8 protein-coding genes are annotated in these 14,124 nt (G+C 72.4%); 7 read left to right on the forward strand and 1 reads right to left on the reverse strand.

The window, feature by feature from the left end:
• Nucleotides 1-422: 422 nt before the first annotated feature.
• Complete coding sequence (locus AOK08_RS15825; protein WP_055526204.1) at nucleotides 423-884, forward strand: SsgA family sporulation/cell division regulator; 462 nt, start codon at nucleotides 423-425, stop codon at nucleotides 882-884.
• A 6-nt stretch (nucleotides 885-890) separates the two neighbouring features.
• On the opposite strand, the gene AOK08_RS15830 is transcribed toward AOK08_RS15825, so the two are convergent.
• Nucleotides 891-1,394, reverse strand: a complete 504-nt coding sequence (locus AOK08_RS15830; protein ID WP_055526205.1) for an RsbRD N-terminal domain-containing protein — start codon at nucleotides 1,392-1,394, stop codon at nucleotides 891-893.
• A 193-nt stretch (nucleotides 1,395-1,587) separates the two neighbouring features.
• Between AOK08_RS15830 and AOK08_RS15835 the strand changes: the two genes are divergently transcribed.
• The 6 genes from AOK08_RS15835 (at nucleotide 1,588) to AOK08_RS15860 (ending at nucleotide 14,100) form a co-directional block, all read left to right on the forward strand.
• Nucleotides 1,588-2,313 carry a response regulator transcription factor gene (locus AOK08_RS15835; RefSeq protein WP_055526206.1) on the forward strand — a complete coding sequence of 242 codons (726 nt, stop codon included), beginning with the start codon at nucleotides 1,588-1,590 and terminating at the stop codon, nucleotides 2,311-2,313.
• Nucleotides 2,314-2,317: 4 nt separating this feature from the next.
• Nucleotides 2,318-3,766, forward strand: coding sequence for a sensor histidine kinase (locus AOK08_RS15840; protein WP_055526207.1), 1,449 nt, complete (start codon nucleotides 2,318-2,320; stop codon nucleotides 3,764-3,766).
• A gap of 397 nt (nucleotides 3,767-4,163) precedes the next feature.
• Nucleotides 4,164-5,315, forward strand: coding sequence for a sensor histidine kinase (locus AOK08_RS15845; protein ID WP_055526208.1), 1,152 nt, complete (start codon nucleotides 4,164-4,166; stop codon nucleotides 5,313-5,315).
• 365 nt (nucleotides 5,316-5,680) lie between these two features.
• Nucleotides 5,681-8,557 (forward strand): helix-turn-helix transcriptional regulator, encoded by a 2,877-nt coding sequence (locus tag AOK08_RS15850; protein ID WP_055526209.1) that lies wholly within the window; start codon nucleotides 5,681-5,683, stop codon nucleotides 8,555-8,557.
• Between the two features lie 77 nt (nucleotides 8,558-8,634).
• Entirely contained in the window at nucleotides 8,635-11,169 is a 2,535-nt protein-coding gene (locus AOK08_RS47310) for an AAA family ATPase (RefSeq protein ID WP_277816023.1), read from the forward strand.
• Nucleotides 11,170-11,238: 69 nt separating this feature from the next.
• Entirely contained in the window at nucleotides 11,239-14,100 is a 2,862-nt protein-coding gene (locus AOK08_RS15860) for an ATP-binding protein (RefSeq protein WP_055526211.1), read from the forward strand.
• The last annotated feature ends 24 nt before the right edge of the window (nucleotides 14,101-14,124 follow it).

The following is a 14,124-nucleotide window of genomic DNA, read 5'->3' on the forward strand; positions in this document are numbered from 1 at the left end:
GTCCCCCAGCCGGCCGCCGCCTCCCCCGGCCATCCGGGAGTGACGGCGAGAAACCCCCGGCCGGCGAAGTGCTCCGCCCATGGCTCCCAGGACAGCGTGCGCAGCCAGGTGCCATGGATGAAGACGACGGGAGTGCGGTTCACGGGTGGCCCCTCCGAGCATGACGATCATCCGGCTCCGGCACGCCGACGACGGTCTCAGCATGGTTCAGGCACAGGTCAGGGACGACAGTCGAATGACTTAATGTTCACAGCCGCGGCCTTCGTGGGGTCCGGGCACCCGGAGTGACCACCCCGACGCCCCTTCTGGCGCTTGCCCGTCACAGTCGGCGGAGTTCACCGGTCACATGACTTAGGTACGACGCTCCCGCAGCGCCGAGGGTGAGCGGAGCCAGTTTTCGCCACGGGGAGGACTCACCCGCCATGAGCAGCAACCAGCCCGCAGTACAGGCCCGGCCGGCGCCGCACGCCCGTCCTGAACTGATCCTGGACATCGAGCGCGTGCTGGACGTCAAGGCCCGGCAGACCGTCAGGGCGGGGTTCCGGTTCGACCCGCGAGCTCCGCTGATCGTGTCCCTGGAGCTGGTCGTCAAGGACGGCCCGCGTGTCCTGTGGCGGATCAGCCGGGACCTCCTCCACCAGGGGCTCCGTTCGGCGAGCGGCCTCGCCGACGTCCAGTTGTGGCCGGCGCGAGCCGAGGGGCGGCCCACCGCGTGGCTTCAGCTCTCCTCCACAGACATGGCGGCCCTCTTCGAGCTGCCCGTGCCCCCGCTGGAGCAGTGGCTGGAGCACACCTACGAACTCGTCCTCGGCGGCCGCGAGTTCGCCGGGCTCGACTGGGACACTGCCACCGAGGATCTCCTCAAGGGCACAACGTCGGATTGAGGCTGTTCACGCCCGCGCGACCCGCGCTCCCGTCGACTTCCGCACACGTGCCCCCCGCTCACTGGGCGTCGATACAGGCGCCGGGGCGTGGCCGCCGGGTGGCTGTTCGGTCGGGGAGGGCGGGGTACGGGCGTGGTCGCCCGCGTGGTCGAAGAAGCCGAAGCTCAGCTCGCGGCTCACCCGGCGGCCGGCGTCACCGAGCCTGAGGACCATCAACTCATAAGCCAGCGGGTCCTGTTCATGGCTGCCGACCGTGCAGCGGTTGATGAGCCGACGTGTCATGGTGCGGACCATGGTGAGCAGTTCGTCGACGGGCCTGTCCTGCCGGGCCCAGGCTCGGCCCTCGGCGCGGACCCGGGCCGCGCTCTGCGCGCTCCACTCGCCCTGGCCGGACACGACCTCGGTCAGTGCGGAGAAGATCTCCGAGCTGACTCTGCCATGCAGTTCGTCGTTCTCGTCGACCACGAACAGCGGGTGTGGGTCGGATACTGCCCCCGGGTTTGTCGTCATGTCGGCACATCAAAGCCGCCGAAGTTCAGAGGATCATCAAAGCCTGCTCAGAGAGCGATTCGAAGCCGAGGCCAAAGGGTCACCCCTGTGTCATCATGACCACGATGGCATGTGATCCCCCTCTCTCTTCCCGACCGGACAGCCGGTCCCGACAGCGACAGGCCCGACGTCACGTCATGGTGCGGCACACAGGATGAACAAGACCGACACGGCCCCGAAGTCGACCGTGCTTGTCGTGGAGGACGAGGTCAGCATCGCCTCGATGCTCACCATGGCCCTGCAGTTCCTCGGCTTCGACGTGGTCACCGCCTCCTGCGGCAAGGAGGCTCTCACCCGCGCCATGCAGCACTCCCCCGACGTGATCCTCCTCGATGTCGTCATGCCCGGCATGGACGGCTTCGAGGTGTGCCGACGGCTCCGGGAAGCCGGGGTCATCGCCCCCGTGCTGTTCGTGACCGCCCGGGACGCCGTGGCGGACAAGGTCCGCGGTCTGGAACTCGCCGACGACTACGTCACCAAGCCGTTCGACCTCAACGAGGTGGTCGCCCGCATCCGGGCCGTGATGCGCCGCGGACGCGAGTTAATACCGGTCAACGACCGCAAATTACGTGCCGGTTGGGTGGAACTGGACCGGGACACCCGCGAGGTGTGGCGGCACGGCCAGCCGGTGCAGCTGTCCTCCACGGAGTTCGCGCTGCTGAGCTATCTGCTGGAGAACACCGACCAGGTGATCTCCAAGGCGCAGATGCTCGACAACGTCTGGGACTACGGCTTCCGCGGCGAATCGGGCATCGTCGAGACCTACATCTACTATCTGCGCCGCAAGCTGGGTGACACCGAGCAGACCCTGATCCGCACCGTGCGCGGCGCGGGCTATCTGGTGCGTACGGCACCGCCGGCCCGCCTCAGGGAGGGCTGAGGGCATGCCCACCGACGCGGGTGCCGCTCCACGCCGCCGCAGCGGGCACGGCTTCGGGCTCGGGCTCGGCCGGGCGCTCAAGTACCTGCCCCGCCGGATCTCGCGCGGCTTCCTCGTGGCCACCACGGTCAGCGTGCTGGCCACCGAGATCTACTGCGCGCTGACGCTGTCGTACCGGTTGCAGGAGCGCACCGACCAGCAGGTCTCCCGCAACCACGACCGCCGGATGGAGGCTCTGCGCGCGGGGCGGGGCCTGCTCCCGACAGCGGACGGTTGCGGGGCCGTACTGCTCGACGAACGGGGCGGCCTGCGGAGTTGGGCCGGGGACTCGTCCATCACCCGGCAGCTCTCACTGCCGGTGGCGGAACTGCGTGCCTGGGCCGACGGCGGCGGTCCGAGAACGGTGACGGGCCGGCCGCTGCGGGTGAGAGTGGGGCGTCTGCCGGACGATTCCTACCTGGTGACCGCGCGGTCGACGGCCGCGGACCGGATGGCTGTGCGCACCTTGGCCGGTGTCCAGGCCGTGATCACCCTGCCGTTGATCAGTCTGCTGGCGCTGGGCGCCTGGTGGAGCAGCCGGCGCGCCCTCGCTCCCCTGCGCGACCTGGCGCTCAGCGCCCGGAGCATCGCGGAGGGCAGCGAGGAGCCGACCGGCCGTGTCGCGGTGCCCACGCGGCCGGCGAGCGAGTTGCAATCCGCCGTTGAAACGTTCAACTATCTGCTGCGGCGCATCGAGGAGGGGTCCGCGCGGCGCCGGTCGTCGGCGCATGGTCTCGTCGACCTCGTCGGCGCCGCCAGTCATGAGCTGCGCACTCCCCTCACCACCATCACCGGGTACGCCCAACTCGCCCGGCTGGGAGCGCTGGAGGACCCCGGACGGCTGGAACAGGCAATGGAGCACGTGCACCAGGAGACGCTGCGCATGGCGTCGCTGGTCGAGGACCTGCTGCTGCTGGCCCGGCTGAGCCAGGGCGGGGTGCTCGGACAACACCCGGTGGATCTTGCCCAGTTGTGCATCCGCGCGGTGGAGGGGGCACAGTCCGACGGCTCGCGGCGCACCCTGCGCTGCGTGGTGGAGCGCCCCTGCCATCTGGTGGAGGGCGACCAGCAGCGGCTGGAGCAGACGGTCGGCAATCTGCTCTCCAACGTGTTGGCCCACACCCCCGAGGACACCTCCGGCGAGATACGGCTCCGCCTCGTCGGCGACTGGCATGTCATCGATGTCATCGACGACGGGCCGGGCATCCCCGAGGCGCTGCGGGAGCGGGTCTTCGAGGCCTTCTTCCGCGGGGAACCCGGCACACCGCCGGGTTCGGAGGGCCGCCCGGAGCCAGGCCGCGGCCTGGGGCTGACCGTTGCCGCGGCGGTGGTGAGGACGCATCGGGGGAGGCTCAGGATCGAGCCGTCCGAGCGGGGCGCGTGGTTCCGTATCAGCCTTCCCGCACTCGAGTAGCGCTGTCGTGCGACCACCGCGCCACCGGTCCCGGTGAGCTGACAGTCAGTCAATTCGTCACGGACATTGCTCATGTCGAGCTGTGCGGGATCTCACGTCGCTTCAACCCGTCGTGTTCCGAGGGGACTTCGCCCTGGCCCACGGGGTTTCCTCCACCCTTGCCGCCCCTGCTCCGGCGCGGGGCGCTCACCGACAGCTTATTGACAGCTCATGGATCATCACGACCTCACTTGTCACAGACGCAACTTGGGTATCGTGACGCCGGTCAGCTCTCTTCTCGCATTCGCACACCGCGATTCCCGATCGGACGGTGAGGTTGTACCATCGGCGGACTCGTGGGCGTGCCGTCATGCCGGCTCCCCGTTCCTTGTGCACAGCGCGGCCCCGGCGCACAGGTATGGCGATCGGAGCCCTGTCCGCCGCTGTCGCCTTCCTCCTCCCTCTGCTCCCAGCGCCGAGCGACGCCTCGGCCCAACTCCCGCCCTCCCATCCGGGGGGCACGACGGTGCGCGCCGCCGGACCGGTGCGGCGGACCGGGGCCGCGGTGGTGGTGGCGTTGCCGTCGACCGTTTCCGCGGAGCCCGACCGGCAGGCGGACCGATGGGCGGAGGCGGTACCGGCCTCCAGTGGCAGGCAGGGGGTCTCCGGCAGCGGGCAGGGCGGCGGGCGGGAGGTCTCCGGCATCCGCCGGACGGCGACGCGCCGAAGTGACATGGACGACCGGAATCTCCTGACGCCGGCGTCGGCTGTGCGGGTCCCGGACGTCTGGATGAACGTCACGGTGATGCTGATCCTCCTGCTCCTGCTGGCGCTTCTGGGCCTGGGCGGCCAACTGCGACGGGAGCGCGACCTGCGCCGCAAGACCGAGCAGCGGCTCCTGGAGTTCCTCGCCACCGCGGGGCACGAACTGCGCACTCCGCTCACCGCGATCTCGGGATACGTGCAGCTGGCCCGGATGGGCGGGCTGAACGACCCCGAGAAGCACGACCTGGTCATGTCCCGGATGACGGACGAGACCCGCCGGATGTCGGCGCTTCTGGACGAGCTGGTGCTGCTCACCCGGCTCGGCCTCGGGCAACCGCTGCGCCGCGAGACGGTCAACCTGGCCCCGCTCTGCCGCGACGCGGTGGCCGACGCCCGGGCCTGCGCCCCGCTGCATCCCATCCGGCTGACGATCCTGCCGGGCAACCACACGGTCACCGGTGACGCCGACCGCCTCTACCAGGCCGTCGCCAATCTGCTGGCCAATGTGCGGCATCACACACCCAAGGGCACATTCACCGCGCTGGGACTGGGCACGGAGGACGGTCACCGGGTCATCGAGGTCATCGACAACGGTCCCGGCATTCCCGCGGAGTTACGCACGGCGGTCTTCGAACGCTTCGTCCGCGGTGAGCAGCCGGCCGAGCCCGGCCCGGACGACCAGGCGATGGGAGGGAGCGGCCTGGGACTCAGCGTCGTGGCGGCGATCGTCAGCGCGCATGGCGGCACCGTGACCCTCGAACCCGACGCACAGGGAGCCTGGTTCCGGATCCGGCTGCCGGCCTGAGCCACAGCTCCCCGGTAATTGGCTCCGGAATTCACCATCTCGGGGCGGCGTGGATCCGCGACGTTCACACGCCCAAGAAAGTTGGAGGAATTCCCCAGAGTTTTGTTCCATCTATCTGAACCACAGGGCTTCTCTGTCCCAACTGTGCCGAATGACCCGCCAGTTGGTAGGAAACAGAAAAATTTCACATATGTAGATACCCCTTCACCACTCACCCGCATCGAAAGATCCATCAGCTATAATCCCGCCATTGTGTGTACTAGATCCGACCAAAACAGCGCGTTGACAAATACTTAGAAGTACAGACCGCCGCGTCTTTCGACAGTCCCCGCTTCCCGTGCAGTACCGGTCCAAACACCGAGCAGATGTCCGTCCCCCACAGAACATTCGGTGACATCGTGAACCTCGCCCTGGCCGCTCCGGCCCATGCGTTCCCGACCGGGGCAGAGGCCCCGGCAGCACCACTCGAAGGCAGGGTGTCCGAGCTCTCGGCGCTGATCGACCGCATCCCCCGAAACGGCGCCGGACCCGCGTCGGCGGTACTGGTGACAGCCTCCGCCGGCATGGGACGCAGCGCCCTGCTGCGGGCCTTCTGCGGGACCGCCGCGTCCAGGGCGTCGGTGCTGCGCACCGGCCCGCTCGACGGCACGTGGTACGCGTCCGGCGGCGCCGAACGCTCCGGAGCACGACTGCCGCCGCACGACGGCTCGTTGTCGGCGTTCCGGCTGCACCGGGCGGTGAGCGACCTCGCGCGCCACGGCCCGGTGGTCCTCGCCGTGGACGACGCACACCTGTGTCGTCCGCACACCCTGCACGGCGTGGGCCATGTGCTGCGCAGATCCGCCGGGCTTCCCCTGCTGGCGGTCGTCACCATGCCCACGGTCGCGGCCGTAGAGGAGCCGCCCGCCGTCACCGCGCTGCTGGCCCAGCACGCCTGGACCACCGTGGAACTGGCACCGCTCGCCGCGCGCGATGTCGCCCGGGTCCTGGCCCGACGGCTGGGCGGGCTGCCCGAACCGGCCCTGCTGCACCGGTGCCTGGAGTACTCCAGGGGCGTTCCCGCCGCCGTCCATGCCTTCGCCGACCGGCACGGGGCGACAGATGCCGACCTGCGCGGTGACATGTGTTCAGCGACCGGACGGGAGCCGGAACCGGCGCACGGCAGGCGGGCCGGGCCCGATTCACTGCCCCGTTCGGCGTCGGCGGTACTGTCCGCGGTGGCCGCGCTGGGGTCCGCCGAACCGGAGTTGGTGAGCGAGCTCATCCAGTTGCCGCTGCCGACCGTACGGCGTGTCCTGGACCGCCTCGCCGAACTGCGGGCGCTGCCCCCCGAAGGCTCGGGAGAGGGGTCCGGTGACGCCGCGCGTCCCTTGCCGCACGGCGTGCCGGCCGACGATCTCGTCCCTCTCCGTCCCCGCGCCGCCCGGCTGCTGGAGGACAGGGGCCGGCCGCCTGCCGAGGTCGCCGAGGTCCTGCTGCGCATCGGGCACGGGGCACAACCGTGGATGCTGGAAACGCTCTACAGCGCGGCCCTGGACACGGGTTCGGACGCCCGTGCCATGCGCTATCTCTCCCACGCGCTGGACATCGGCGCCGGGCAGGACGCCCGCGTGGTACGGCGGATCCGCGCCCGGCTCGCGGAGATCCTGTCCACCACCGCGCCCGACCTCGCCCTCCCCCATCTGAGCGCGCTGCTCATGACGAGCGACGACGGCCACGAAGCCGCCGGCATCGCGTCGCGGTACGCCGACACCCTCATCGGACTCGGCCGTGGCGAGGAAGCGGCCCGGCTGCTCGCCCGCGTTCTGGACCACCCGGCCGGATCCACGACGACGCCCGTCGCCGAAAGGCACAGACCCGAACTGGAAGCCGCCCTGCTGCTGAGCGGAACGCTGGGACGGGACACTCTGCGCTGGGTCAGAGAGCGCTCTCAGACGGCCACCGCTCCCACCGACGACGCTCCGGGCCATCACCGGCTCCAACTGGCGCGGGCCGCCCTGGCCGTGCTCGGCGGCCGGCCCGCGAACGTACTCACCGAGGACTGCGCACGGGCGGCGGCGACACCGCCGGGCACCCCGCTGGCCGACCTGACGCTGACCGCGTCCGCCCTCGTCGCACACTTCACCGACGACGACACCGGGGCGCTCGACGCCCTGGACCGGATCCTGTGCCGCCCCGCGCCCCAGGGCCCCGGCCCGGTCCGCGCCAAGGCACTGATGGTCCGCGCGCTGGTGCTGTCCGGCACGGGCGATCTGCCCGCCGCGGAAGACGACAGCCGTCAGGCCCTGGAAAACGAGCGGTTCGGCGAACTGGCGGCCGGCCCGGTCACCACGTCGGCACAAGCGCCGGGCCCCCGGCCGGAGGCGACCGCTCCCGCCGTCCTCTTCGCCTACGTACTGGCCCAGCGCGGCAGGGTGGCCGCCGCCGAGTCCATGCTCTCCCAGGTGGGCCGCGCCGATCTGGAACCACTGTTCTACGTCCACCCCCTGTACTGGTGGGCCCGGGCCGCGATCCGGCGCGCCCGTGGCGACGCACACGGCGCCCTGGTCGCGCTGCGCGCCGGTGGCCGCTGTCTGCCCCCGGGCGGTGCCGCGTCGCCGGTCGTGCTGCCGTGGTGGCTGGAGGCGGCCGACATCCTGACCGAACTGGGCCGGCCGGACGAGGCACGGCACATCGCCGCGCAGGGCGGCATGTCGGCCGACCGCTGGGGCACACCGCGCGGTGCCGGACTGGCTCTGCTGGCCCGCGGACTGGCCACCCCCGGAAGGGCGGGACACCGGCTTCTCGACGACGCGTGCGCCCAACTCGCCGAGTCACGCGCCCGGCCGCTCTGGGCGCGCGCCGAGTACGCCCTGGGCTCGGCCCTCCTCGACGCGGGCGACCCCAGAGGCGCCCGGACCCGGCTGCGGACCGCGCTGGACCTGATGACCGGGTGCGGTGCGGGGAACGCCGCCGAGGGGATCCGGCTCCGGCTCGCCCGGGCGGGCGGTCGGCCGCGCCGGCTCACCGGCCGCCCGGGCGACGCCCTGACGGAACGTGAACGCCGGGTCGCCGCACTGGCGATGGCGGGCCGCTCCAACCGGGAGATAGCCGGGAGCCTGTACATCACGCGGCGTACGGTCGAACTGCACCTGACCAACGCCTACCAGAAGCTCGGCGTGAGCGGCCGGGAAGAACTGGGAGGGGTGCTGCGCGCCTCGCACACGAAGCTCACGTCCCGACCGGGTGGTGAGGAACGCTGAGTACCACTCCCCACGGCCGCCCGGCACTCTCCGGCCGGCTCCTGCGGGAGCGGGCCGCCCAGGGCGGTTCCGCTCCGCTGTACGGCCGGGACACCGAACAGGCCGCGCTGCTGCACCTGGTGGCCCGGCTCACCGCGGGCACGGCCGGCGCGGCGGTGATCCACGGTGCTCCGGGCATCGGCCGCAGTCTGCTGCTGCGCCGCGGGGTGGCCTACGCCCGCGCCTCCGGTGTCGAGGTGCTGACCGCGCAGGGCTCGGCTCCCCAGGCCCGCTCTCCCTACGCGTTCGTACGGCAGTTGCGTCCGTCCCTGTCCTCACCGGGGGGCTCGGCACGGGCCGCGGGGCCGTCGCCCGGGGACGGCTCCGTGCAGGGGTGGGCCCGCGATCTGCTGTCCGGCACGGGGCGGCCGACGCTGCTCGCCCTGGACGATGTGCAGTGGGCGGACCCGGAGTCGGTGCAGGTCATCAGAACACTGCTGCGGCGCCTGTCCTCGGCGCCGCTCGCGGTGGTGCTGACCGTGACCGGCGCCCGAGGGGAGTTCCCCGACTCGTGCTCCGCGCTCGTCGACCAGGCCGCCGCGCTCCAGGACGGCCGGGGTCTCGTCCTGGAACTCCGTCCGTTGGACACCTCGGAGGTCCGCGCCCTGTGCACCACCGCGGGGCCGGCCGCCGCCGGGCCGACGGACGACGGCTGGGCGGAGACGGCCGAACTCAGCCACGGCAACCCCTGGATACTGCGGCGAGCCATGGACGAACTGCGCCGGGAGCCCGGCGAGGTGCCGGCCACCGGGCTCCCGGCCGCCCGTGGCCGCGCGATCACCGCGGCGCTGGCGGATCGGGCGGCCGAGTCGTCCCTGAGGCTGGCTCCGGAACCGCTCGCGCTGCTGCGCGGCCTCGCGGTGTGCCAGGGGCTGATCGCGGTGGACCAGGTCGCCACCCTGGTCGGCCTGCCCGAGACCGACCTACCGCGATCATTACGGGAACTGAGGGTTCATCACCTGATCGACAACGGCGATCCGCCTCGTCCGTGGACGACCCGCGCGGCATCGGTGCTGGTGGGTGTGGACAGCACCGAACGCAAACGGCTCTATGTGACGGCGGCCCGCTGGGCACACCGCTGCGGAGCCGACGAAACGGAACTGGCCGCGCTGCTGCTGGCCACGGTGCCGATGGGGGACCCCTGGGTGCCGTGGGTGCTGCGCCGCACCGCCCGCGCCCTGCGCACCGGCGGGCGGTATGCCGAGGCGGCCGAACTGCTGGAGCGGGCGCTGCGCGAACCGCTCGACACCACCGAGCGCGCCGCGGTGCTGCTGGAGGCGGCCGAGGTGTACGCGCTGACCGCGCCCGAAGCGGCGGACCGCAGGATCGCCGAGATACTCGAAGGCCCCGGCACATGTCCCGCGGTGCGCACCGCGGCAGTGGACCTGATGCTGGCCCGCTCGGAACCACAAGGCGGGCCCGGCACGATGGCGGGGTCCTACGGCCCCGGAGACACGGCGGGCGCGTACGGGCTCGGAGGCACGGCAGGCGCGTACGGGCTCGGAGGCACAGCGGGCGCCCATGGAATCGGAGGCACAGCGGGCGCCCATGGAATCGGAGGCACAGCGGGCGCCCATGGAATCGGGGGCACAGCGGGCGGCTATGAGGTCGGGGGCACGCGGTCACCGCGGGGGGCGCGGGACACGGGTCCCGGTCGGCTCCGGTCCGGAGGCGACCACCCGGCGGCCCTCGCCGATGCCGCCTGGCTGCGGGCCGTGCGGGGCGACGACGCGGACGCCGTGACGGATCTGGCCCGGCGGGTCCTCGACGCGCCGCTGGAGGGAGCGCTGCACCCACGGCTCACCGCCTGCCGCGTACTCGCGTTCGCCGACGCGCACACCGAGGCACTCCGTGCGCTGGACACCACGCTCGCCGAGGCGGCGGGACGGGGAAGTCCGTCACAGGTCGGGCTGGGCCTGATGCTGCGGGCCAATCTGAGCCTCAGGGCGGGCGACCCGGACACCGCCGCCCATGATCTCGCCGCCTGCGAGTCCGTCGTACCGCCCGCGGTGTGGCATCCCACCCGGCTCACCCTGCTGCGGGCGATGCAGATCCGGCTGCTGGTCGCGCAGGAACGTTACGACGAGGCCGGGCAGGTGGCCGGTGAAGCGCTGCCGCCCGGGGTCGAGTTGAGCGCCCCGTGGACCTATCTGCTCTACGCCCGCGCTCAGTTGTCGCTCTGTCAGGGACGACCCGGCCCGGCACTGGGCGACGCCGAGGAGTGCGGCCGTCGCCTGGCCGCCATGGGGTGGGTCAATCCGGCGCTGCTGCCCTGGCGTTCGCTCGCGGCGGTGGCCCATCGGGCGTGCGGCGAAGGCCCGCGGTCGGCCGATCTGTTCGCCGAGGAGCTGCGGCTGGCCGAGCGCTGGGGCACGGACTCCGCACTCGGCTGGGCCGAGCTGCGCCGGGGCCTGTCCCTTCCGGGGCCCCACTCCACTCGGCCCGCCGAACGGGCGTTACGGCGGTTAGGCCCGAGGGCCCGCCGTTTCATACGGGCCGTCGTCGCCCGCGAGACGGCCGGACTGTCCGGCGGTTCCCGCACCGGGAACGGCCACCCGCCGGCCACGGCGTGACCTTGTCCCCCACGACGTCCCCACGTCCCCATCCCCACCGTTCGACCGAATTGCAAGGAGGCCGTCGGCATGTTGTTGGAGCGGCAGAACGAATTGTCAACGGCGGCGGAGGCCCTGCGGTTCGCCGCGCAGGGCAACGGGTCACTCGTCGTGATCAGCGGACCGCCGGGCATCGGCAGATCGGCCCTGCTCACGGAGATCGGCGAACTGGCCGACCGTTCACCCGCCGACGCGGCGACGACTCGGCGCCCACTGGTGATGCGCGCCTACGCCGCTCCGGCCGAGCGCGGCTTCCCGTTCGGTGTGGCACGGCAACTGCTGGAGCCGGCGCTGAAGTCGGCCCCGGGCAGATGGACCTCGGGTCCCGCACGGCCCGCGCCGGCCTTCCTCACCGCGGACCCCGAGCCGCCCCAGCAGCACGGCGCGACGACCGTACGCGCCCTGCTGGCTCTGGTGGAGAACATGAGCCACGACCGCACACCGGTGCTGCTCGTCGACGACCTGCACTGGGCGGACGCCGCATCACTGGACTGGCTCGACCAGTTGGTCCAGCACGCGGCGCACTGGGGAGTCCTGGTCGCCGTGACCATGTGCGAGGGGGAGTCCGACGCGGCGCCCGCACCTGGCACGGCGATCGCCGCCGCCGCCGAGCACACGCTGCTGCCGGCACCGCTCGGCACCGCGGCGGTCCACGAACTGATACTGGAGCACCTGGGCCTGCCGGCCGATCCGCAGTTCACGAACGCCTGCCATGACGCGGCCCGCGGCAATCCGCTGTATCTGATGTCGCTGCTGCGGCAGTGCCAGGCGGACGGTGTCGCACCGGTGGCGGCCGACGCGCCCGCGGTCGCCACGCTGGTGCCTCCCGCACTGCGCCGACGGCTGCTGCTGTGTCTGCGCGAGCAGTCGCCGGCGGTGCTGGCGGTGGCCCGGGCGCTGATGGTGCTCGGGGACGACGCCGAACCCCAGGTGGTGGGCGAACTCGCCGGACTGGATCCGGTGGATCTGGACGACAGTCTGCGGCGGCTGCGCCGACTGGCGCTGCTGGGCCGGGACGACCCCCTGCGGCTGGCTCACCGGGCCGTGCACGAGGTGGTCGACGAGGCCACACCGCCGAGCGAACGCAACCGGCTGCATGTGCGGTCCGCCGCTCTGCTGCACTATCGGGGCTGTCCGCCGGAGCGGGTCGCCGGTCATCTGCTGGCGGCGACCGTCCCGTTGGACGACGGCGCGGTGGCGACGCTACGGCGGGCCGCCGAGGCGGCCGTGCTGCGGGGCGACCCCGAGGCCGCCGCCCGCTGTCTGCGCCGGGCGCTGCGGGACAGTGCGCCGTACAGCGAGGAACGAGCCGGTCTGCTGGTGGAACTGGCCACCGTGGAACGCAGTTTCGCCCCGTCGGTGGCCGTGCGCCATGTGACCCAGGCGTATCCACTGCTGTCCGGGCCCGCCGTCCGGGCCGAGGCGCTGCTCGCGCTCACGCCGATGGCGCCCGGCGCCACACTGCTGTCGTCGGCCGACCTGGTGCGGCAGACGGCACGGCAACTCGGGGACCCGCGGGAGCTGCCGCCCGCTCAGCGTCCGCAGGCGCTGCGCCTTCAGGCCCGACTGCACTACCTCAGCGAGAACGATCCCGCCGCGCTCGCCTCGGCCGTGGACCGGCTGGCCGGCTTGGGCGAGTCGCCGGAGGCCGGGCGCGGAGAGCAGCGGGAGCTGCTCGCCGCGCTGCTGCACGCGGCGACGGTGACCGTCGGGGTGCGGGCCGACCGGGCGGGCGCGCTCGCCCGGCGCGTGATGGACCACGAGCCGGCCACCGCCGCGCATGTGCACACGCTGGTGCCGCTCGTGGTGCCGGTGGCGCTCGCCGCGGATTCGGTCGCGGGGCTGCTGCCCTGGCTGGACACGGCCCTGGCGGACGCGGTGCGCCGGGGCGGCCGACTGGAACAGTCGGTGATCCTCAGCGAACAGGCGCTGGTGCTGCTCGCGGAGGGCCTGCTCGACGCGGCACGGGAGCGTGCGGTGCGGGCCTGCTCGGTCGTCGGGCCGGACGAGATGAGCACGCTCTCGGCGATCGCCCTGGTCATGGTGGCACTGCGGACCCGGGAGCCGGAACTGGTCACTTCCCTGCCGGACCGGTTGCGGGCCTTCGAGGACAACTGCGAGCTGGCCGCGGTCCGCACCCTGGTCCGGGGTATGGAGGCGGAGCAGCGGCAGGAGCCCGCCGTCGCGCTGGAGCATTTCCTCGAATCCGGGTACGCGATGGAGCGGGCGGGATGGACCAATCCGGTGCTGGCCCCCTCGGCGTACTGGGCGGCACGGATGCTGCACCGGATGGGTGAGTCGGCCCGTGCCGAGGAGTTGTGCGAGCGGCATGTGGAGCGGGCGCGGCTCTGGGGTGCGCCCGCCGCGCTGGGCCGCGCGCTGGCGTTGCGGGCCACGGTGCGGGGCGGGTCGCCGGGGGTGCTGCGGGAGGCGGCCGCCGTCCTGGAGGAGTCCGCCGATCTGCGCACCCGTGCGTCCGTACTGGTACGCCTCGCGGAGGCGGTGGCAGCGCGTCACCCGGCCGAGGCGGAGGCCGCGCTGCGTACGGCGTACGAGCTGGCGGTGCGGTGCGGGGCGTCCCAAATCGCCGCCCGGGCCCAGGAGTTGCTGGGGCCGCGGACGGTGGGTGCGCCCGCTCGGACGCACCTGACGTCCGCGGAGGGGTTGGTGGCCCGGATGGCGGTGCGTGGCCTGACCAACCAGGCCATCGCCGACGCCCTCGGTGTCTCCAGGCGCGCGGTGGAGAAACATCTCACGAGCTGCTACCGCAAGATGTCGGCCTCCGGTCGCTCGGGACTCGCCGCCGCTCTTGAGGATGCGGGCCTCTTCGACTCGGCGGATGCCCCGGAGCCGCCGTCCGCCGGGGAGGAGCAGCCCCAGGGGGCGGCCTGAGGAGAGTCCGGTGCCGTGGGGTGC

The organism is Streptomyces graminilatus (assembly GCF_001418565.1).
Taxonomy (GTDB): Bacteria; Actinomycetota; Actinomycetes; order Streptomycetales; family Streptomycetaceae; genus Streptomyces; species Streptomyces graminilatus.

What these genes read in the sequence shown, in the direction of transcription:
- AOK08_RS15840 (WP_055526207.1), top strand. Translation starts at nt 2,318, where the DNA reads ATGCCCACCGACGCGGGTGCCGCTCCACGCCGCCGCAGCGGGCACGGC.
- AOK08_RS15845 (WP_055526208.1), top strand. Translation starts at nt 4,164, where the DNA reads ATGGCGATCGGAGCCCTGTCCGCCGCTGTCGCCTTCCTCCTCCCTCTG.
- AOK08_RS15850 (WP_055526209.1), top strand. Translation starts at nt 5,681, where the DNA reads ATGTCCGTCCCCCACAGAACATTCGGTGACATCGTGAACCTCGCCCTG.
- AOK08_RS15860 (WP_055526211.1), top strand. Translation starts at nt 11,239, where the DNA reads ATGTTGTTGGAGCGGCAGAACGAATTGTCAACGGCGGCGGAGGCCCTG.
- AOK08_RS15825 (WP_055526204.1), top strand. Translation starts at nt 423, where the DNA reads ATGAGCAGCAACCAGCCCGCAGTACAGGCCCGGCCGGCGCCGCACGCC.
- AOK08_RS15830 (WP_055526205.1), bottom strand. Translation starts at nt 1,394, where the DNA reads ATGACGACAAACCCGGGGGCAGTATCCGACCCACACCCGCTGTTCGTG.
- AOK08_RS15835 (WP_055526206.1), top strand. Translation starts at nt 1,588, where the DNA reads ATGAACAAGACCGACACGGCCCCGAAGTCGACCGTGCTTGTCGTGGAG.